Below are 19,313 nucleotides of genomic sequence, written 5' to 3'. Positions count from 1 at the left end.
CTTGTCGATCAGGCCGGGCTCGCGGCGTGATCGACAAGACACCTAGTCGCCCAGCACGGGCAGCAGCTCCGGGAGGTGGCCGTCCGAGGCCCTCGCCGTGCGCTGCCGCTCCTCCGGGACCTCGCCGTAGAGCGTCGTCCGGGGCTTCGCCGGGCGGCCCGCCGCCTCCGCGATGGCCTCCAGGTCGCGGATCGAGCGGTACGAGCCGTAACTCGACCCGGCCATCCGGGAGATGGTCTCCTCCATCAGGGTGCCGCCCAGGTCGTTGGCGCCCGAGCGGAGCATCTCGGCGGCGCCCTCCGTGCCCAGCTTCACCCAGCTGGTCTGGATGTTGGGGATGTGCGGGTGGAGGAGGAGCCGGGCCATGGCGATGACCGCGCGGTTGTCACGGGCGGTCGGGCCGGGGCGGGCGATGCCCGCGAGGTAGACGGGCGCGTTGGTGTGGATGAAGGGGAGGGTCACGAACTCCGTGAAGCCACCGGTCTCCTGCTGGATCCGGGAGAGGGTGCGGAAGTGGCCGAGCCAGTGCCGGGGCTGGTCCACATGGCCGTACATCATCGTGGACGAGGACCGGATGCCCAGCTCGTGGGCGGTGGTGATCACCTCGATCCAGGTGGCCGTGGGCAGCTTGCCCTTGGTGAGGACCCAGCGGACCTCGTCGTCGAGGATCTCGGCGGCGGTGCCGGGGATCGAGTCGAGCCCGGCCTCCTTGGCGGCCGTGAGCCACTCGCGGATCGAGAGCCCGGTCCTGGTGGCGCCGTTGACGACCTCCATCGGCGAGAAGGCGTGCACGTGCATGCCGGGGACGCGCTTCTTCACCGCGCGCGCGATGTCGAAGTAGGCGGTGCCGGGCAGGTCGGGGTGGATGCCGCCCTGCATGCAGACCTCGACGGCGCCGACCTCCCAGGCCTGCTCGGCGCGGTCGGCGACCTGGTCGAGGGAGAGGGTGTACGCGTCGGCGTCGGTACGGCGCTGGGCGAAGGCGCAGAAACGGCAGCCGGTGTAGCAGACGTTGGTGAAGTTGATGTTCCGCGTGACGATGTACGTGACGTCGTCGCCGGACACGGACCTGCGGACGTCGTCCGCGATCCGGGTCAACGCGTCGAGCGCGGGCCCGTCGGCGTGCAGCAGGGCGAGCGCCTGGGCGTCGGTGAGCTTCGTCGGGTCGTCGGCGGCGACGGCGAGCGCCTCGCGGACGTCGGCGTCGACCCGCTCGGGGACCATCCCGGGGGCGGCCGCCTCGCGCAGTGCTTCCCAGTCGCCGTACACCTCGTCGAAGTCGTCGCGCCGGTCGTGGGTGCGGCCGGTGGTGTCGATGGTGGTGTGCAGATCGGTGCGGCCGGTGGCGGTGAACGCCTCGTCGGGCTCCTGCCAGGGCAGGCCGCGCACGGGCGCCTCGGGGTTCGCGAGCCCCGTCTCGGGGTCCGCGAGGGCGCGGACGTGCGGGAGGAGCCGGGGGTCGAGCCAGGGTTCGCCCCGGGTGACGAACTCGGGGTAGACGCAGAGGCGTTCGCGCAGCTCGAAGCCGGCGGCGCGGGACTTCTCGGCGAGCTCCTCGATCCGCGGCCAGGGCCGCTCCGGGTTCACATGGTCGATGGTGAGCGGGGAGACCCCGCCCCAGTCGTCGATGCCGGCCGCGATGAGCCGCTCGTACTCCGAGTCGACGAGGTTCGGCGGGGCCTGGAGGCAGGCGGAGGGGCCCATGATGTGCCGGGCGACGGCCACGGTGGCGACGAGGTCGTCGAGTTCGGCGTCCGGCATTCCGCGCATGGCCGTGTCCGGCTTGGCGCGGAAGTTCTGGATGATCAGCTCCTGGATCGAGTGGTACGCCCGGGAGACGCGGCGCAGCGCGAAGAGGGACTCGGCCCGCTCCTCAAGGGTCTCTCCGATCCCGAGGAGCAGCCCCGAGGTGAACGGCACGGACGACCGCCCGGCGTCCTCCAGGACCCGGAGGCGCACGGCCGGCTCCTTGTCGGGGGACCCGTGGTGGGGGCCGCCGGGCTCCGACCAGAGGCGGGTGGCGGTGGTCTCCAGCATCATTCCCATGGACGGGGCGACGGGCTTGAGCCGCTGGAAGTCGGTCCAGGAGAGCACGCCGGGATTGAGGTGGGGGAGAAGCCCGGTCTCCTCCAGGATCCGGATGGCCATGGCCCGTACGTACGCGATGGTGTCGTCGTACCCGTGGGCGTCGAGCCACTCCCGGGCCTCCGGCCAGCGGTCCTCGGGCTTGTCGCCCAGGGTGATCAGGGCCTCCTTGCAGCCCATCTCGGCCCCGCGCCGGGCGATGTCGAGGACCTCGTCCGGCGACATGAACATCCCGTGCCCGGCCCGGCGCAGCTTGCCGGGGACGGTGACGAAGGTGCAGTAGTGGCACTTGTCCCGGCAGAGCCGGGTGAGCGGTATGAACACGCTCTTCGAGTACGTGATGACCCCGGCCCGCCCGGCCGCGTCGAGCCCGGCGTCCCGCACGCGCCCGGCGGAGGCGACCAGATCCTCCAGGTCCTCCCCCCGCGCCCGCAACAGCACGGCCGCCTCACCGACATCGAGCGCGACTCCGTCTCTGGCCCGCTTGAGGGCGCGGCGCATGGCGTTCGCGGTGGGACGAGCTTCCTGGTCATCCGTCATGAAACGAGCATACGAGCGGGCGCGTGGGAGAAGGTTGGGGTCCCCACAGGAACCGGCCAGGCCCCGGCCGCGGTCGGTACCCGAAGCCGGGTCGGTTCCGCGCCCGGGTGGGTGCCAAGCCCGGGTCGGTTCCGCGCCCGGGTGGGTGCCGAACCCGGGTCGGTTCCGCGCCCGGGTCGGTTCCGCGCCCGGGTCGGTCGGCCGTTCCTCTGAGGTGCCGCGCGTACGCGCCGTTCCTCAGAGGTACTGCGCGTACGCGTCCAAGGTGCGCAGGACCTCCGTCTCGCCCGCCGGGGGCAGCTGGAGGACGACCTCCTCGCAGCCCAGTTCCGTGTAGTGCGCGAGTTTGCCCGGGGACGGGAGGACCGCGTACGGGACGAGCTCCAGGGTCTTCGGGTCGCGGCCCGCCTTCTCCCACTCCGCCTTCAGGAGCGGGAGCGACTCCGTCAGGCCCCGGCCGCCGATCGGCATCCAGCCGTCCGTCTGCGCGGCGATCTGGGCGAAGAGCTTCGGGCCCGCCGCGCCGCCCAGGAGGGTGCGGGGTGCGCCGCCCGCGGGTTTCGGCCAGGCCTCCGAGGCGCGGACCGAGTGGCCGAACTCGCCTTCGTACGCCGTGGGCTCCGGGGACCACAGCGCCCGCATCAGGTTCAGGCGGTCGCGGCCCAGGTCGCGGCGGGTCGGCCAGTCGACGCCGTGGTCGGCGGCTTCCTCCTTGTTCCAGCCGAAGCCGAGGCCGAGGGTGAAGCGGCCGCCGGAGAGGTGGTCGAGGGTGGCGATCTGCTTCGCGAGGGCGATCGGGTCGTGCTGGGCGATCAGTGTGATGCCGGTGCCGAGCACGAGGCGCTCGGTGACGGCGGCGGCCTGGCCGAGGGCCACGAACGGGTCGAGGGTGCGTCCGTACTCCCTCGGCAGCTCGCCGCCGGCCGGGTAGGCCGTGTCCCGGGCGACGGGGATGTGGGTGTGCTCGGGGAGGTAGAGCCCGCCGAAGCCGCGCTGTTCGAGCTCGCGCGCGAGCCGCACCGGGGTGATGGTCTCGTCGGTCAGGAAGATCGTGGTCGAGATCCGCATAGCGGCACGGTAGGGCGTACGGCCCGGATTTCCGAGGGGTGCGGTGGGGCGAGGTGGCAGGGGTGTCCGATCGACCGGTCGTCGGCCGGGGCGGGAGTCGACCGCAGCCCCCAGGGCATCTCCCGTTACCGCGGGGTTCACGCGCGGAGACCAGGGTGCCTCCATGAGCGAACCGAGCAGACGTGCACTCCTCGCGACAGGCATCACGACGGGCATCGCTTCGGCCCTGACCTTGGGTGGTGTGAGCTTCGCCCACGCCGAGGACGGCGAACGGACGGAGACCGTGACGGGCACCCTGCCGCCCGGCTCCCCCGACTACGTGTACCTCCCGGTCGAGCTGCCCCGCGGCGTGCGCGAACTCCATGTCGCGTACTCCTACGAGCGGCCCGCGGTCCCCGCCGGCACCCAGGGCAACGCCCTCGACATCGGCCTCTTCGACCAGCGCGGCACGGCACTCGGCGGCAACGGATTCCGCGGCTGGTCGGGCGGCGCGCGCAAGGAGTTCTTCGTTCGGGCGGACGAGGCGACGCCCGGTTACGTCGCCGGGCCGCTCAAGGCCGGGACCTGGTTCGTCGTCCTGGCCCCCTACACCGTGGCCCCGCGGGGACTCCCGTACACCGTCACCCTCACCCTCCGGTTCGGCGCCCCGGCGCCGACGCCCCGTCCCGTCTACCCGCCGGAGCGGGCCGCGGGCCGGGGCCGCGCCTGGTACCGCGGCGACTGCCACCTCCACACGGTGTACTCGGACGGGCGCCGCACCCCCGCCGAGGTCGCCGCCCTCGCGCGCGCCGCCGGGCTCGACTTCCTGACCGCCACCGAGCACAACACCCATGGCGGGCACGGCGCGTGGGCCGAGCACGCCGGGGACGACCTGCTGATCCTGCTCGGCGAGGAGGTCACCACCCGCAACGGGCACGTCCTCGCCGTCGGCACCGACCCGGGCACCTTCGTCGACTGGCGCTACCGGGCCCGCGACAACCGCTTCGGGCACTTCGCGCGCGAGATCCGCCGGGCCGGCGGCCTCGTCGTCCCCGCTCATCCGCACGCCACCTGCATCGGCTGCATGTGGAGGTTCGGCCTCGGCGACGCGGACGCCGTCGAGGTGTGGAACGGCCCCTTCACCCCCGATGACGAGGTGTCCCTGGCCGGTTGGGACGCAGCCCTCGCCCGGGGCCGCTGGACCCCGGCGATGGGCAACAGCGACGCCCACCGCGACCCGGACCGCGTCGGCACCCCGCAGACCGTGGTCCTCGCCGACGACCTGAGCCGGGCGGCGATCGTCGCGGGGCTGCGCGCGGGCCGCTCGTACGTCGCCGAGTCCTCCGCGGTCTCCCTGGACTTCTCGGTGACGGACGGCCGGGGGCGTACGGCGGGCATCGGCGAGCGGCTGCGGGTCGCCGGCGACGAGCCGGTGACGGTACGGCTGAAGGTGACGGGCGCCCCGGAGGGCGGCACGATCCGCTTCGTCACGGACCAGGGCGTGCTGCACACGTCTCCGGCGGCCGAGGGCTTCGCCGAGTGGTCGACGACGGCCGCGTACGCCACGTACGTACGCGCCGAGGTCCGCCACCCGGCGCTCCAGCCCCCGCTGCCCGGCGCCCTCGCGGCCTTCACGAACCCGGTGTTCCTGGACGCCCGCTGACGAGCGGGAGCCCTCAGCCTTCGAGCGCCGCCACCGCTCGCTGCTCGGCCGCCAGGTCTCCGTAGCCGCCGTGTTCCCAGACCCGTTCGCGGAACTGCTGGAGGGTGAGGGGGGCGCGGTCCTCGCCGGGGACGTCCTCGAAGTGGACCGTGCCGCAGCGGTGGCAGTACCAGCCGCGCGACCAGAGTTCCTCGGCGCGGTGGCGGCCGCGCGTCTGCCGTGTGAAGACGGTCTTGCGCCGGTACACCAGCGTGAACACCAGGACGGCCGCGAGCAGCGCGAAGGCCGAGATCCAGCCCAGGAACTCGTAGGCGGGCGGAGCCTCGGCGGCCACGTCCTGCGGGTACATGTGCCAGTCGCCCAGCTCGGGCGGCTCGTGAGCGGGCTCGTCCCGGAACCACTTCCCGGCCAGGACGCCGCCCAGGAAGGTGCCGATGGCCACAGCGGTGGCGAGGACCCCGAGACAGCCGATCGCGTACGACGGCGGCTCCGGCATCGGCGCCAGCGCCTTGGACAGCCCCGTGGTCGCCGTCCGCGTCACGTTCCGCATGTCGCCGTCCGAGTCCCGTTCCCGGGTCACGACGGAGTCCCGTCCCCCCAGGTACACGGCCGGCACGGCCTGCACCCGGTCGTCGCGCCCGCATCCCGGGCAGGTGTGCGTCCTGCTCATCGCCGTCTCCCCCAGTCGATCGTGATCTGAGTGACGGGATCATGCCATGCACGGTTCCCGTCCCGGCCGAAATCCCCGAGCGCTCTCCCGCCCCACCGCCTACCGTGGCCCGCGTGCTGAACCGACTTGAGTCGTACTACGACGCCGTCCCCCGATCCGCCGCCCGCGCCGAGGAGTTGGGGCCCCTGACCCTGTTCGTACGGGAGGGGGAGGGCTGGCCGTACTACGCGCGCCCCGCGCTCGGGTACGCCGGGGACGTGTCGGCCGCCGAGGTGGACCGGGTCCGGGCGCGGCAGCGGGAGTTGGGGGCGCCGGAGGCCTTCGAGTGGGTCGCCGAGACGACGCCGGGGCTGCGGGCGGCCGTGGAGGCGAGCGGGCTCACCGTGCACGAGCATCCGCTGATGGTCCTGGAGGGCGAAGGGCTCGCCGTACCGGAGCCCGAGGGCGTCACCGTACGGATGGTCGACGCCGGGGATCCCGTCCTGGCGAGCGCGGTCGCCGCCCCGTACGCGGCCTTCGGCGCCGAGCCCGCGCCGACGGCCTCCGACCAGGTCGCCGCCCGGCTCACGGCGGGCCTCACCCGCCTCGCCGCCGCTCTGGACGCTTCCGGCACCGCGCTCGCCGCCGGGCAGCACCAGCCCGTCGGGGCCGTCTCCGAGGTCGTCGGGGTCGGCACCCTCCCGGACGCCCGGCGCCGGGGCCTCGGGCTCGCGGTGACGGCGGCGCTGGTGGCCGACGCCCGGTCCCGTGGCGTGGAGCTGGTGTTCCTGTCGGCGACGGACGCGGACGTGGCCCGGCTCTACGGCCGGCTCGGCTTCCGCACGGTCGCCACCGCCCTCATCGCGGAGGCGTAGGGGCTCTCCGGCCAAGCCCTCCGGAGAGCCCGCCGGAAGGCTCTCCGAAAGTTCTCCGGAAAAAGTTCTCGGAAGGTGTCACACCCTCGGCGTCGGATCCGTCAGTTCATTGAAAGCGACGGAAGAACGACATCGCAGACATCGCGAGACATCGCGAGACACCGAGAAACACCGAGAGACGCTGAGGAGCGATCACCATGGCCCACGAGATCACCCCCCGGATGACCAACCCCGCCTACGTCCTCCCCGGCGCCGGTCCCGCCATCCAGAACCTGGTGAAGGCGACCCGTGAGGGCGGTGTCCCGGAGTCCACCCTGGAGCTGGTGCATCTGCGGGCCAGCCAGATCAACGGCTGCGGCTTCTGTGTCGACTACGGCGCGAAGAGCGCGAAGAAGAACGGCGTGAGCGACGAGAAGCTGTTCGCCGTCGCCGCCTGGCGCGAGGCCCCGTACTTCTCCGACGAGGAGCGCGCGGCCCTCGCCCTGGCCGAGGCGGCGACCCGGCTCGCCGACACGTCGGACGCCGTGCCGGACGACGTCTGGGACGCGGCCGCCGACCACTACGACGAGAAGCAGCTCGCGGCGATCGTCCTGATGGTGGCCGTCACGAACCTGTTCAACCGGATCAACGTCACCGTCCGCCAGCCGGCCGGAGTCGGCCTGTGAGGGGTGCGGCGACCGCCGGGACCTCGCGCACGAGGAGCACGTCCACCGGGTCCTCGGACACGTACGTGAAGCCCTCCCGCTCATAGAGTCGGCGGGCGGCGCTTCCCCGGAGCACGACCAGGCGGACCGGGACCGCGGCCTCGTCCGCCCGTGCGAGCAGCTCCCGCAGCACCGCCGTACCGAGACCCCGCCCCTGGACCCCGGGGTCCAGGTAGAAGTGCTCCAGGTAGAGCCCTTCACCGCCTTCGACCCCTTCGTACGGGCGCATCGTGACGCAGCCCGCGAAGCCGCCGTCCACCTCGACGACCGAGGTGTGCTCCGGCGAGAAGCCGTCGCGCAGCCGCTGACGCACCCGGTGTTCGTCGTAGCGGCCGAGGCGCACCAGGTCGTCCCGCATGACGACCGCCCTCAGTTCGGCGATGACCTCGACGTCGTCCGCCGTCCCGGGGCGCAGCGACCAGTTCGTTTCCCGATACATGCATGCATCCTAAGGAGCCCCGCCGTGCAGCTTCGCCCTGCCCGTATGGCCAACCCCGCCGCCCTCCTCCCCCAGGCCGGGCCCGCGATCCAGCAGCTCGTCAAGGCCGTCATGTCGGGCGGCGACGTGCCCGGCACCACCCTGGGTCTGGTCCACCTCCGGGCCAGTCAGATCAACGGCTGCGGGTACTGCGTGGTGGGCGGGGCCCTGATGTCGCAGAAGGAGGGCGAGACGGACGAGCGGCTGCACGCCGTGGCGGCCTGGCGGGAGGCCCCGTACTTCACGGAGGCGGAGCGGGCGGCGCTCGCCCTCGCCGAGTACGCGACCCGGCTCGCGGACCGTCCGGACGCCGTGCCGGACGCGGTGTGGGACGAGGCGGCCCGGCACTACGACGAGAAGCAGCTCGCGCAGATCGTGCTGTGGCTGGGGGTCACCAACCTCTTCAACCGGCTCAACGCGACGACCCGGCAGCCGGCGGGTGCGACCTGGTAGTCGTGACGGGGTCGCGAGGGGACCTGGTAGTCGCGACGGGTCCCGGCGCGACCTGGAGGTCGTAACCGGATCCATGCCGTCCGCGTTGGTGCGGGCATGAAGAAGATGCTCACCGCAGTCGCCCTGACCTGTTTCGCCGCGACCGGCGGCCTCGCCGCCGCCGGATCCGCCGCCGCCGACACCGGCGGCATGAACCTTCCCTCGGTGGTGCCGCTCAGCGGTGTCCTGACCCCGAAGGCCAAGCCGGCCGGCACCCCCGACCTGCCGCCCGCCAACGCGGCGGTGGAGCGGCTGCTCCCCGGACACCACTGAGCCGCACCCGAGGGACGCAGAACGAAGGTGGCGGGACCCCCCACGGGCCCGCCACCTTCGCGTCTCCGGGACTCAGGCGCGTACGACCGTCAGTCGGCCACCACCAGCGACGGCGTCTCCTTCGTCAGGACCTCGCCGCGGAAGAACGCGGGGCTCCGGCGCTGCATGACCAGCATGATCACCACGCCGATGAGCAGCAGTCCGACGCCGATCACGAAGACCGAGCCGACGCCGAAGACCGCGGAGCCGGAGCCGTACGCCGGGTCCCACATGTCGTACAGCGTCTTGCCGAAGACGGCCGTCAGCATCAGGCCGCCGAGCAGCGGCATGAGGCCCTTGTAGGCGAAGTCCCGGCCTGAGCGGAAGAGCTCGCCGCGGAAGTACCAGACGCAGGCGAAGGCCGTGAGCGCGTAGTAGAAGCAGATCATCAGGCCGAGCGCGTAGATGGTGTCGACCAGGACGTTCTCGCTGAGCAGGGTCATCACGGTGTAGAAGACGCCGGTGGCGACGCCGGCGACGACCGTGGCCTTGCCGGGGGTCTTGAAGACCGGGTGGACCTTGGTGAAGGACTTCGGCAGCGCCTCGTACGTGGACATCGCGAGCACCGTGCGGGCGACCGGGATGAACGTCGTCTGGAGGCTGGCGGCCGCCGAGGCGAGGACCGCGACGAAGAGCAGGATGCCGAGCGTCGGGCCCATGACCGGGCCGGCGAGGGCGGCGAAGACGTTGTCGGAGGTCTCGGGGTTGGCCAGGCCGAGGCCCTCCTCGCCGGAGCCGACGACCATCTGGGCGGCGATGCCGGTGGCCAGGTAGGAGCCGACCAGGACGACCATCGCGATGAGCGCGGCGCGGCCGGGGGTCTTGGCGCTGCCGGTGGTCTCCTCGTTGGTCGCCATGCAGGCGTCCCAGCCCCAGTACATGAAGATCGAGAGCGAGAGTCCGGCGGTGAAGGCGGCGAAGGACTGGACCGCGAAGGGGTTCATCCAGGACCAGGAGAAGTCGACCGAGGTCTCGAAGGAGCCGGCCTTCGACAGGGCCATGCCGACGAAGACGGCGAGGACGACGAGCTGGAGGCCGACGAGGGTGTACTGGACGCCCTTGGTGGCGGTCATGCCGCGGTAGCTGATCGCGGTGGCGGCGGCGATGAGCGCGAGGCAGGTGACGATGTGGACGGCTTTGTTGTCGTCCAGGGCGGCGATGGATTCGCTGCCGCTGATCTCACCCGCGAGGAGCCAGAAGTAGGAGGTCGCGACGCCCGCCAGGTTGGAGAGGACGATGATCGTCGCGATGACGAGGCCCCAGCCGCACATCCAGCCGATCTTGGGCCCGAAGGCCTTCACGGTCCAGGTGAACGAGGTGCCGCAGTCGGGCATGACCTTGTTGAGCTCCCGGTACGCGAAGGCGACGAGGAGCATCGGGAGGAAGCCCGCGAGGAAGACGGCGGGCATCTGCAGTCCGACCTCGCCGGCGGTGGAGCCGAGCGTCGAGGTCAGGCAGTAGACGGGGGCGACGGTCGAGATGCCGATGACGGCACTGCCGAGCAGGCCGACGGAGTTTCCGCCGAGGCCTTTGGTGCGTACGCCGTTGGCGTCGCCCGGGGCGTTGACGCCCCTTACCGTGTCTCCGGCCTGGGGCCGGGCTTCCACCTGAGTCATGAACAGGACGTTAAATGCTGCGGTTTCCATATCCGGAGGATCAAAATCCGCTCATCTGATCGATCATCGCCTTACATTGCGAGGGTCGAAGCGGACACCCGCCGATGATTGAAAGATCGATGACCACCACGGACCGACCAACTGGTAGGTCGGTCGATCCGTGTCCGTTATGCGGGAACCGCAGCGTGGACCGAAATGTCCGTTTTCAAATTTTCCCGAGGAACTTTCCCGCCGCTCCTCAGCCCGGCCACACCACCGCCTGCAGCTCGCTGTAGGCGTGCAGCGCGTACGAGCCCACGTCCCGTCCGACCCCGCTCCGCTTGAATCCGCCGAACGGCGCCTCCATGTTCCGGCCGATCGTGTTCACCCCCACCCCTCCGGCCCGCAGCCGGGCCGCGATCCGGAAGGCGCGGGCCACGTCGCCCGACCACACGTAGTCGAGGAGGCCGTAGTCGCTGTCGTTGGCGAGCGCGATCCCCTCCTCCTCGTCGTCGAAGGGGACGACCACGACGACCGGCCCGAAGATCTCCTCCCGCACCACCCGCATCTCGTTGGTGCAGTCGGCGAGCAGCGTCGGCGCCACGTAGAAGCCCTTCGGGAGGTCCGGGCGCTCGCCGCCCACCACGACCCGCGCCCCTTCCTTCCGCCCCAGCTCGACGTACGACTCCACCCGGTCGCGGTGGGCCGCCGAGATCACCGGGCCGACGATCGTCCCCTTCTCCGCCGGGTCCCCCACCTTCATGTAGGCGAGATAGGCGGTGAGCCTCTCGACCAGCTGCTCGTAGATCCCGCGCTGGGCGAGCACCCGGGTCGGCGCCGTACAGATCTGTCCGCTGTAGAAGGAGAACGTCGTCCCGATCCCCATCACCGCCGAGTCCAGGTCCGCGTCGTCGAAGACGAGCGCGGCCCCCTTCCCGCCCAGCTCCATCAGCTGCCGCTTGAGCGAGCGGCCGCAGACCTCGCCGATCGCCTGCCCGACCGCCGTGGAGCCGGTGAACGACACCATGTCGACGTCCGGGGAGTCCACGGCCGCCTGCCCGGACTCCACGGAGGAGCCGGTGACCACGTTGACGACACCCGGCGGGACGCCGGCCTCCTCCAGGGCGCGGGTCATCGCGTACACGGAGAGCGGGTCCTGCGGGGCCGGCTTCACCAGGACCGTGTTGCCCATCGCGAGCGCGGGGGCGATCTTGCCGGCCGGGTTGGCCCAGGGGTTGTTGTACGAGGTGATGCAGGTGACCACGCCGACCGGGCGCCGTACCGCCACCGCGCCGAAGACCCCGGCCCTCCCCATCGGGCCCGCCTCGTTGATCTGCGGGGGCAGCGGCTGCTCGACCGGCTCCATGGCCCCGCGCGCGTACCGCCGGAAACGGGCGGAGCCGACGGCGACCTGCATGCCGCGCGCGGTGCCGGTGGTGGCGCCCGTCTCGGCGCGGGCGAGGAGCGTGTTCGCCTCGGCGTCCCTGGCCATCAGGTCGGCGGCCCGGTCGAGGATCGCCGCCCGCTCCTCCGGCTTCGTACGGGACCAGGTGGCGAAGGCCTCGCGGGCGGCGGCGGCCGCCTCGTACACCTGGGCGCGGGAGGCCTCCGGCGCGAGACCGACGACCTCCTCCGTGGCGGGGTCGATCACCTCGTAGTGACCGCCGTCGGGCTCGACCCACGCGCCGCCGATGAAGAGCTTCTGGTTCACCTGGTCGCCACCGTCCTCGTGTCACGGCCGGAGCGCAGTACCTTCCCCGGGACCGCGCCGGTCACCTCGTCGTCCCGTACCGTCTCCACGCCGTTGACCCGCACCGACACGATGCCGACCGCGCGCGAGTCGAGCCGCGGGCTGTCCCCCGGCAGGTCGTGCACGAGGGTCGCCGGACCGGCGTCGATCCGCTCCGGATCGAAGAGGACCAGGTCGGCGTGGAAGCCCTCGGCGATCCGGCCGCGCTCGCGGAGCCCGAAGAGCCGGGCCGGGTCGTCGGTCAGCATCCGCACCGCCCGCTCCAGGGGGACGAGCTTCCGGCCGCGCAGACAGTCGCCGAGGAACCGCGTCGTGTAGGGCGCCCCGCACATCCGGTCCAGGTGGGCGCCCGCGTCGGAGCCGCCGAGCAGCACGTCCTCGTGGTCCCAGGTCTCGCGGCGCAGCGCCCAGGAGGCCGGGTCGTTGTCGCTGGGCATCGGCCACAGGACGGTCCGCAGCTCGTCGTTGGCGCAGATCTCGACGAGACACTGGAAGGCGTCCTGGCCGCGCTCGGCCGCGATGTCGTCGACGACGCGGCCGGTGAGGCCCTCGTTCTCGGGGCTGTACGTGTCCCCGATGACGTACCGCCCGAAGTGGGCGAGGCGCCGGAAGACCCCGGCCTCCTTGGAGTCGGCGCGCCGCAGCATCTCGGCCCGCACGTCCGGGTCGCGGAGCTTCGCGATCCGCTCGGGGAGGGGAAGTCCGAGGATCTCGCCCCACCCCGGGATGAGGTTGAGGGCGCAGAACGTCCCGAGCGACATGTTCATCGGGGTCAGGATCGGCATGGTGAGGGCGACGATCCGGCCGCCGGACTTCCGGGCCCGCTCGGAGGCGGTGAGCTGGCGCGGGACGCGTTCGGGGACGGCGGCGTCGATGGTGAGGACGTTCCAGTTGAGGGGTCGTCCGGCCGCCGCCGTCATCTCGACGAACAGCTCGATCTCGTCGTCGGAGAACTGGTCGAGACAGCCGGCCAGGATCGCTTCGAGCTGGGTGCCCTCGTGCTCGCCGACGGCGCGGGAGAGCGCGATGAGCTCCTCCGCGGTGGCGTGCCGGGAGGCGACGGGGGCGCCGTCACCGTCGGAGTGGGTGGACGACTGGGTGGTGGACAGCCCCCAGGCACCGGCCTCCATGGCCTCCTTGAGCAGGGCGACCATGTGCGCGAGCTGCTCGGGGGTGGGCTGCCCGCCGACGGCGTCGGCGCCCATCACGTACCGGCGCAGGGCGCAGTGGCCCACCATGAAACCGGCGTTGACGGCGATGCGGCCGTCGAGGGCGTCGAGGTACTCGGCGAAGGACGACCAGCTCCAGTCGACGCCCTCCTCCAGGGCCTTCAGGGCCATGCCCTCGACCTTGGACATCATGCGGCGGGTGTAGTCGGCGTCCTCGGGCCGGTCCGGGTGGAGCGGGGCGAGGGTGAAACCGCAGTTGCCGCCGGCGACGGTGGTGACGCCGTGGTTCATGGACGGGGTGGCGTACGGGTCCCAGAACAGCTGGGCGTCGTAGTGGGTGTGGGGGTCGACGAAGCCGGGCGTGAGGACGAGACCGGTGGCGTCCTCGGTCGTACGGGCGACCGCGCCGGGCCCGGCGAGGACGATCCGGCCGTCGCGGATGCCGATGTCGGCGACGTAGGCGGGGGCGCCGGTGCCGTCCACGACGGTGGCGCCCTTGATCAGGTGATCGAGCATGACGTTCCCTCCCTTGCTGGACGTGGACACGGGTGTGCCCCGGACCGGGGGCCGCCGCGGAACGGCCTCCGGCCGGGGCCGGTACGGGGCGGCGGTCCGGGAAGACACCACCCCGCGCTCGTCGTGCACCGCCCGTCGGCGTGGGTCCCTCAGGAGCCTGCGGACTGGCGGAAGCGGGTGGTGCGGTGGATCGGGTCCGTGTCGATCTCGGGGATCACGTGCTCACCGATCAGCTTGATCGAGTTCATCGTGTCCTCGTACGAGATCCCGATCGGGAGCCCGAAGGAGAGCTGGTCGGCCCCGGCCTGCTCCCACCGCTTGCACTGGGCGAGGACCTCCGAGGGGTCTCCGCAGATCATCAGCTCCTCCTGGATGAGGAGTTCGATGATCTCGGCCGAGTACTCGGGCAGGAGCTCCGGCCACTCCGGGATGCCCTCGGGCCGCGGGAAGGTGTCGTGGTAGCGGAACAGGAGGGACTGGAGGTAGTTCAGGCCGCCGCCCACCGCGATCTCGACCGCCTTGTCGTGGGTCTCGGCGCAGATCGCGGTCGAGGTGACCATGACGTTGTCGTTGACGAAGTCGCCGATCGCCTTGGCCTCCTTGATCGCGGTCTTGTAGGACTCGACGACCCACTCCATGTCGGAGACCTTCTGCACGCTGAAGCCGAGGACGCCGAGGCCCTTCTTGCCGGCCATGGCGTACGAGGAGGGGGACCCGGCCGCGTACCACATGGCGGGGTGGGACTTCCCGTACGGCTTGGGGAGGACCTTGCGGGGCGGCAGCGACCAGTGCTTGCCCTGGAAGCCGACGTACTCGTCCTGGAGCCACATCTTGGGGAACTCGGCGATGGTCTCCTCCCACAGCTCCTTCGTGTAGTTCATGTCGGTGATGCCCGGCATGAACCCGAGGATCTCGTGGGAGCCCGCGCCCCGGCCGGAGCCGAACTCGAAGCGTCCGCCGGAGAGGTGGTCGAGCATGGCGACCTTCTCGGCGACCTTCACCGGGTGGTTGACGGGGGCGAGGGGGTTGAAGATGCCGGAGCCGAGGTGGATCCGGTCGGTGGCGTGGGCGAGGTAGCCCAGGTAGACGTCGTTGGCGGAGAGGTGCGAGTACTCCTCCAGGAAGTGGTGCTCCGAGGCCCAGGCGTACTTGAAGCCGGACCTGTCCGCCTGGATGACGTACTCGGTCTCCTCCATGAGGGCCTTGTGCTCGGCTTCGGGATCGGTCTCGGCGCGCTTGCCGACGTATCCCTGTACGAAGATCCCGAATTCCAAGGGGGTTCACCGTCCTCGTGAGTTTCTGACGGAGTTTCTGACGTGCCGTCAGATTCGTGATGTGCCCGACTGTCGCACCGCGCGGCAGGTGCGTCAATACCTGACGAGTCGTCAGATAGGACTAGAAGAGACTGACCCCGGCCAGCCAGCCGCCGTCGATGACGAAGGGCTGCCCCGTGATGTACGCCGAGTCGTCCCCGGTCAGGAAGAGCGCGAGGGCCGCCACCTCGTCCGGGCGTCCGATCCGCCCGAGCGGCACGAGCTTCCGGTACAGCTCGGCCGTGGCCGCCGGGTCCACGCCCTCCGGGTTGCTCATGGGGGTGTCGATCGCCCCCGGGCAGACGGCGTTCACCCGGATCCCCTTCGCGGCCAGCTCCAGGGCGGCGACCCGGGTCAGCCCGAGGACGGCGTGCTTGGAGGCGGCGTAGGCGCCGACCCCGGCCATCCCCGTCAGCCCCGTGTACGAGGCGGTGTTGACGATCGTGCCGCCGCCGGCCGCCGCGATCTCGGGCGCGACGGTGCGTATGCCGAGGAAGCAGCCGGTCTGGTTGACGGAGACGATCGCCTGGAACTCCTCCAGGGGGGTGGAGAGCAGCTCGTTGAAGCGGAGGATGCCGGCGTTGTTGACCAGCCCGTCGATCTTCCCGAACCGCTCCTTGGCCAGCGCCACGGCCGCGGCCCAGTCGTCCTCGCTGGTCACGTCCAGATGGACGTAGACGGCCCGCTCCTCCCCCAGCTCCTTGGCCAGCGTCGCGCCGGCGTCGTCGAGGACGTCCGCGAGGACGACCCTGGCCCCTTCCCCGGCGAACAGCCGGGCCTCCTGCTCGCCCTGCCCGCGTGCCGCGCCGGTGACGAGGACGACCCGCCCGTCGAGCTTGCCCATGTCCGTACTCCCTAGAGGTGGGGGGCGACCTCCGTGCCGAAGGCCGCCATCTGGTCGGTGAGTTCGGTACGGCTCCGGGAGCGGAACCGGACCTGGATCTGATGCACGCCCATCTCCCCGTACGCGCGCAGGGAGGCGGCGATCTCCTCCGGGCGGCCGCTGAGGGTGCGCCGGCCGACGGGCCAGTCGGGAGTGCCGATGTACAGCGGCTCGGCGATCGCGCCGACGGTGATCGGCTCCGCGACCCCCGCCTCGGCGCGCAGCCGCAGCAGCTTCCGGATCTGTACGGCGAGCTGTTCGCGCGGGTCGCCCTGCGGGAGCCAGCCGTCGCCCTTGAGCGCGGCGCGGCGCACGGCGGCCGGGGAGGAGCCGCCGACCCAGAGCGGGACGCGCTCCTGTGCGGGCCGGGGCAGCTGGCCCAGCTCCTTGAAGGCGAACCGCTCCCCCGTGTGCTCGGGGTACTCCTCGGGCCCGAGCGCGGCCCGCAGCGCGTCCATGGTCTCGTCGAGCACGGCGCCCCGGCGCGCGAAGTCCACGCCGAGCGCCTCGAACTCCTCCGGTACGTGCCCGGCGCCGACCCCGAGGACGAGCCGGCCGCCGGAGAGGTGGTCGAGCGTCGCGTAGGCCTTGGCGGTGACGAGCGGGTGCCGCAGCCCGACGACGGCGACGTGCGAGAGCAGCCGGACGCGTTCGGTGGCGGCGGCGAGGAAGGAGAGGGTGGCGACCGGGTCGTACCAGACGGTGCTCATGGCCTCGGCGAGCCGTCGCGGGATGGCGACGTGGTCGCAGCTCGCGAGGTAGTCGAAGCCGTGCGCCTCGGCCGCGCGGGCGACGGCGAGGAGGTCGGCGGGGCCGGCGGCCGCCTCCCAGGGCTCGGCGTAGATCGCGCTCTGCGACTGGACCGGCAGCTGCATCCCGTAGACCACCATGAGGAACCCCCTTGAGCCCTGGCCCGGTGCGACCCGGATCTGACGAACCGTCAATTGAGCGGACGGTGGCCCATGCTCGTACCTGACAGTCCATCAGGCAAGGCTCTTGCGTCGTGGGTTGTCGGCCGTCCGGCTGTCCCGGCCGTCCCGGGACGGGCGGCGCACCGTCCCGGGACGGCGAACCGCCCTCTCCTCCGCCGCGGGGCGACGCGGCCCCCTAGGGTCGGCGAGGCACTCCGGCGCCGCACCGACATGTGGCGCCGACCGCACGGAACCCACGGGGACGACATGAAGACAGGCAAGACGACCACCGCGCTGCGCGCACTCGGGACGGCCGCGGCGGCCCTCGCGCTGGTGACCGGCGTCCAGGCGCCCTCCGCCAGTGCGCAGGACCTGGGCGGGAACGCCTACAAGAACCTCCACAGCGGGCGCTACCTGGAGGTCGGCGGCTGGTCGACCGCCAACGGCGCCCTCGTGAACCAGTGGGACTACCACGGGGGCTCGAACCAGGGCTGGGCCTCGACCGGCAGCTGGGTGAACGGCCGCTGGTGGGGGATCGAGAAGAACGCCAACAGCGGCAAGTGCCTGGAGGTCGCCGACTGGAGCACGACCAACGGCGCGACCGTCCGGCAGTGGGACTGCCACGGCGGTGCCAACCAGCAGTGGGACGAGCACTACATCAGCGACGACGTCTTCTACCTGATCAACCGGCACAGCGGGAAGTGCCTGGAGATCGGCGGCTGGTCCACCGTGAACGGGGCGCGGGCCCAGCAGTGGGACTGCACCGGGGGCACCAACCAGATGTGGACCGCCCAGTCACGGGGCTGACGGCGTCCGGCGGGCCGGGGGCGGGCAGGTCCTGACCGCCCCCGGGCCACCCGGGCCACCCCCGGCCCACCCGGGCCCCGGCAACCCCCGGCCCACGTCCCACCCGGGCCCCGGCCGCCCCCGGCGCCCGCCCGCGCACTACGTCACGGCCGCCACAGCCCTTCCGGCGTCAGGCCCAGCAGATCGATCGCGTTGCCGCGCACGATCCGCTCGACGACGTCCGCCGGCAGATGGCCCATCTGCGCCTCGCCCACCTCCCGCGACTTGGGCCACGTCGAGTCCGAGTGCGGGTAGTCCGTCTCGTAGAGGACGTTCCCCGCCCCGATCGCGTCGAGGTTGCGGAGCCCGAACGCGTCGTCGAAGAAGCAGCCGAAGACGTGTCCGGCGAACAGCTCGGACGGCGGACGCAGCACCTTCTCGGCGACCCCGCCCCAGCCCCGGTTCTCCTCCCAGACGACGTCGGCGCGCTCCAGGATGTACGGGATCCAGCCGATCTGTCCCTCCGCGTACATGATCTTCAGGTGGGGGAAGCGCTCGAACTTGCCGCTCATCAGCCAGTCGACCATCGAGAAGCAGCAGTTGGCGAAGGTGATGGTGGAGCCGACGGCCGGCGGGGCGTCGGCGGACGTCGACGGCATCCGGCTGGACGAGCCGATGTGCATCGCGATGACCGTGCCGGTCTCGTCGCACGCGCGGAAGAAGGGGTCCCAGTGGTCCGTGTGCACCGAGGGGAGCCCGAGGTGCGGGGGGATCTCGGAGAACGCGACGGCCCGCACCCCGCGCGCGGCGTTCCGGCGCACCTCGGCGGCGGCCAGCTCCGGGTCCCAGAGCGGGATGAGGGTGAGCGGGATGAGCCGCCCGTGGGCCTCGGGCCCGCACCACTCCTCCACCATCCAGTCGTTGTACGCCCGGACGCAGAGCAGCCCCAGCTCGCGGTCGCTCGCCTCGGTGAAGGTCTGCCCGCAGAAGCGCGGGAAGGTGGGGAAGCAGAGTGCGGACTGGACGTGGTTGACGTCCATGTCGGCGAGCCGCTCGGGCACGGAGTGGGAGCCGGGCCGCATCTGCTCGTAGGTGATGACTTCGAGCCGTATCTCGTCACGGTCGTAGCCGACGGCGGTGTCGAGCCGGGTGAGGGGCCGGTGCAGGTCCTCGTAGACCCACCAGTCGCCGATCGGGCCGTCGTCGCCCTTGGCCCCCATGACGGGGGCGAACTTTCCGCCGAGGAAGGTCATTTCCTTGAGCGGGGCGCGGACGATCCGGGGTCCGGTGTCGTGGTACCGGGACGGGAGCCGGTCCCGCCAGACGTGCGGGGGCTCCACGGTGTGGTCGTCCACCGAGATGATCTTCGGGAAGGTCTCCATGGCTTTCACGGTAGCGCCGATCTGACGACCCGTCAGCTATCGTGCGGCAGATCGACGGTGTGACAGCCGGACTACGGCCGCATCACGGCCCGGACTACGGCCGACCCGATGCTGACGGAGTCCCTCCGGACAAGGCAGACTGTCCAGGGCGAAACCAGCGGTG

At 71.8% G+C, this 19,313-nt stretch carries 17 protein-coding genes; 6 read left to right on the top strand and 11 right to left on the bottom strand.

Annotation, left to right across the window (positions count from 1 at the left end; translation table 11 throughout):
• Positions 1-42 precede the first annotated feature (42 nt).
• Both OG259_RS24185 and OG259_RS24180 read right to left on the bottom strand, forming a co-directional pair.
• Complete coding sequence (locus OG259_RS24185; protein ID WP_328944165.1) at positions 43-2,625, bottom strand: bifunctional FO biosynthesis protein CofGH; 2,583 nt, start codon at positions 2,623-2,625, stop codon at positions 43-45.
• A gap of 237 nt (positions 2,626-2,862) precedes the next feature.
• Positions 2,863-3,693, bottom strand: a complete 831-nt coding sequence (locus OG259_RS24180; protein WP_328944164.1) for an LLM class F420-dependent oxidoreductase — start codon at positions 3,691-3,693, stop codon at positions 2,863-2,865.
• A gap of 163 nt (positions 3,694-3,856) precedes the next feature.
• Here OG259_RS24180 and OG259_RS24175 point away from each other — a divergent pair, with 163 nt between their 5' ends.
• Positions 3,857-5,335: a CehA/McbA family metallohydrolase gene (locus OG259_RS24175; RefSeq protein ID WP_328944163.1), complete on the top strand. Its 1,479-nt coding sequence runs from the start codon at positions 3,857-3,859 to the stop codon at positions 5,333-5,335.
• Positions 5,336-5,348: 13 nt separating this feature from the next.
• Here the strand turns inward: OG259_RS24175 and OG259_RS24170 are convergent, their stop codons facing one another.
• A complete protein-coding gene (locus tag OG259_RS24170) occupies positions 5,349-6,005 on the bottom strand; it encodes a hypothetical protein (protein WP_328944162.1) in 657 nt (218 codons plus the stop codon).
• Between the two features lie 104 nt (positions 6,006-6,109).
• On the opposite strand from OG259_RS24170, the gene OG259_RS24165 reads away from it, so the two are divergent.
• Positions 6,110-6,859 (top strand): GNAT family N-acetyltransferase, encoded by a 750-nt coding sequence (locus OG259_RS24165; RefSeq protein WP_328944161.1) that lies wholly within the window; start codon positions 6,110-6,112, stop codon positions 6,857-6,859.
• A 197-nt stretch (positions 6,860-7,056) separates the two neighbouring features.
• Positions 7,057-7,524, top strand: coding sequence for a carboxymuconolactone decarboxylase family protein (locus OG259_RS24160; protein WP_266893002.1), 468 nt, complete (start codon positions 7,057-7,059; stop codon positions 7,522-7,524).
• Here OG259_RS24160 and OG259_RS24155 read toward each other — a convergent pair.
• Positions 7,490-8,002 (bottom strand): GNAT family N-acetyltransferase, encoded by a 513-nt coding sequence (locus OG259_RS24155; RefSeq protein ID WP_328944160.1) that lies wholly within the window; start codon positions 8,000-8,002, stop codon positions 7,490-7,492. The genes OG259_RS24160 and OG259_RS24155 overlap by 35 nt on opposite strands.
• Positions 8,003-8,047: 45 nt before the next feature.
• Here OG259_RS24155 and OG259_RS24150 point away from each other — a divergent pair, with 45 nt between their 5' ends.
• Positions 8,048-8,494, top strand: a complete 447-nt coding sequence (locus OG259_RS24150) for a carboxymuconolactone decarboxylase family protein (RefSeq protein WP_328947161.1) — start codon at positions 8,048-8,050, stop codon at positions 8,492-8,494.
• A 96-nt stretch (positions 8,495-8,590) separates the two neighbouring features.
• Complete coding sequence (locus OG259_RS24145; RefSeq protein ID WP_328944159.1) at positions 8,591-8,806, top strand: hypothetical protein; 216 nt, start codon at positions 8,591-8,593, stop codon at positions 8,804-8,806.
• A gap of 89 nt (positions 8,807-8,895) precedes the next feature.
• On the opposite strand, the gene OG259_RS24140 is transcribed toward OG259_RS24145, so the two are convergent.
• The 6 genes from OG259_RS24140 to OG259_RS24115 all read right to left on the bottom strand — a co-directional run bounded on the left by OG259_RS24140 (position 8,896) and on the right by OG259_RS24115 (position 16,961).
• Positions 8,896-10,461 carry an APC family permease gene (locus OG259_RS24140; protein ID WP_328944158.1) on the bottom strand — a complete coding sequence of 522 codons (1,566 nt, stop codon included), beginning with the start codon at positions 10,459-10,461 and terminating at the stop codon, positions 8,896-8,898.
• Between the two features lie 238 nt (positions 10,462-10,699).
• The gene (locus OG259_RS24135; RefSeq protein ID WP_328944157.1) at positions 10,700-12,151 is read right to left on the bottom strand and encodes an aldehyde dehydrogenase family protein; all 1,452 of its coding nucleotides are present in this window, start codon (positions 12,149-12,151) and stop codon (positions 10,700-10,702) included.
• A complete protein-coding gene (locus tag OG259_RS24130) occupies positions 12,148-13,875 on the bottom strand; it encodes an N-acyl-D-amino-acid deacylase family protein (RefSeq protein WP_328944156.1) in 1,728 nt (575 codons plus the stop codon). The genes OG259_RS24135 and OG259_RS24130 overlap by 4 nt, the downstream gene beginning before the upstream one ends.
• A gap of 149 nt (positions 13,876-14,024) precedes the next feature.
• Positions 14,025-15,149, bottom strand: coding sequence for an LLM class flavin-dependent oxidoreductase (locus tag OG259_RS24125; protein ID WP_328944155.1), 1,125 nt, complete (start codon positions 15,147-15,149; stop codon positions 14,025-14,027).
• A gap of 121 nt (positions 15,150-15,270) precedes the next feature.
• A complete protein-coding gene (locus OG259_RS24120) occupies positions 15,271-16,032 on the bottom strand; it encodes an SDR family NAD(P)-dependent oxidoreductase (protein ID WP_328944154.1) in 762 nt (253 codons plus the stop codon).
• A gap of 11 nt (positions 16,033-16,043) precedes the next feature.
• The gene (locus tag OG259_RS24115) at positions 16,044-16,961 is read right to left on the bottom strand and encodes an LLM class F420-dependent oxidoreductase (RefSeq protein ID WP_328944153.1); all 918 of its coding nucleotides are present in this window, start codon (positions 16,959-16,961) and stop codon (positions 16,044-16,046) included.
• 288 nt (positions 16,962-17,249) lie between these two features.
• Between OG259_RS24115 and OG259_RS24110 the strand changes: the two genes are divergently transcribed.
• Positions 17,250-17,789: an RICIN domain-containing protein gene (locus OG259_RS24110; protein ID WP_328944152.1), complete on the top strand. Its 540-nt coding sequence runs from the start codon at positions 17,250-17,252 to the stop codon at positions 17,787-17,789.
• Between the two features lie 143 nt (positions 17,790-17,932).
• Here the strand turns inward: OG259_RS24110 and OG259_RS24105 are convergent, their stop codons facing one another.
• The gene (locus tag OG259_RS24105; protein ID WP_328944151.1) at positions 17,933-19,150 is read right to left on the bottom strand and encodes an amidohydrolase family protein; all 1,218 of its coding nucleotides are present in this window, start codon (positions 19,148-19,150) and stop codon (positions 17,933-17,935) included.
• Positions 19,151-19,313 lie beyond the last annotated feature (163 nt).

It is taken from the genome of Streptomyces sp. NBC_00250, assembly GCF_036192275.1.
Taxonomy (GTDB): domain Bacteria; phylum Actinomycetota; class Actinomycetes; order Streptomycetales; family Streptomycetaceae; genus Streptomyces.
Note: the sequence above shows the minus strand (reverse complement) of the source record. Positions and strands in the feature narration are given on the sequence as shown.

Bases quoted from the DNA above. Each gene is read 5' to 3' on its own strand.
- OG259_RS24185 (WP_328944165.1), bottom strand. From the start codon at position 2,625: ATGACGGATGACCAGGAAGCTCGTCCCACCGCGAACGCCATGCGCCGC.
- OG259_RS24180 (WP_328944164.1), bottom strand. From the start codon at position 3,693: ATGCGGATCTCGACCACGATCTTCCTGACCGACGAGACCATCACCCCG.
- OG259_RS24175 (WP_328944163.1), top strand. From the start codon at position 3,857: ATGAGCGAACCGAGCAGACGTGCACTCCTCGCGACAGGCATCACGACG.
- OG259_RS24170 (WP_328944162.1), bottom strand. From the start codon at position 6,005: ATGAGCAGGACGCACACCTGCCCGGGATGCGGGCGCGACGACCGGGTG.
- OG259_RS24160 (WP_266893002.1), top strand. From the start codon at position 7,057: ATGGCCCACGAGATCACCCCCCGGATGACCAACCCCGCCTACGTCCTC.
- OG259_RS24155 (WP_328944160.1), bottom strand. From the start codon at position 8,002: ATGTATCGGGAAACGAACTGGTCGCTGCGCCCCGGGACGGCGGACGAC.
- OG259_RS24150 (WP_328947161.1), top strand. From the start codon at position 8,048: ATGGCCAACCCCGCCGCCCTCCTCCCCCAGGCCGGGCCCGCGATCCAG.
- OG259_RS24145 (WP_328944159.1), top strand. From the start codon at position 8,591: ATGAAGAAGATGCTCACCGCAGTCGCCCTGACCTGTTTCGCCGCGACC.
- OG259_RS24140 (WP_328944158.1), bottom strand. From the start codon at position 10,461: ATGACTCAGGTGGAAGCCCGGCCCCAGGCCGGAGACACGGTAAGGGGC.
- OG259_RS24130 (WP_328944156.1), bottom strand. From the start codon at position 13,875: ATGCTCGATCACCTGATCAAGGGCGCCACCGTCGTGGACGGCACCGGC.
- OG259_RS24120 (WP_328944154.1), bottom strand. From the start codon at position 16,032: ATGGGCAAGCTCGACGGGCGGGTCGTCCTCGTCACCGGCGCGGCACGC.
- OG259_RS24115 (WP_328944153.1), bottom strand. From the start codon at position 16,961: ATGGTGGTCTACGGGATGCAGCTGCCGGTCCAGTCGCAGAGCGCGATC.
- OG259_RS24110 (WP_328944152.1), top strand. From the start codon at position 17,250: ATGAAGACAGGCAAGACGACCACCGCGCTGCGCGCACTCGGGACGGCC.
- OG259_RS24105 (WP_328944151.1), bottom strand. From the start codon at position 19,150: ATGGAGACCTTCCCGAAGATCATCTCGGTGGACGACCACACCGTGGAG.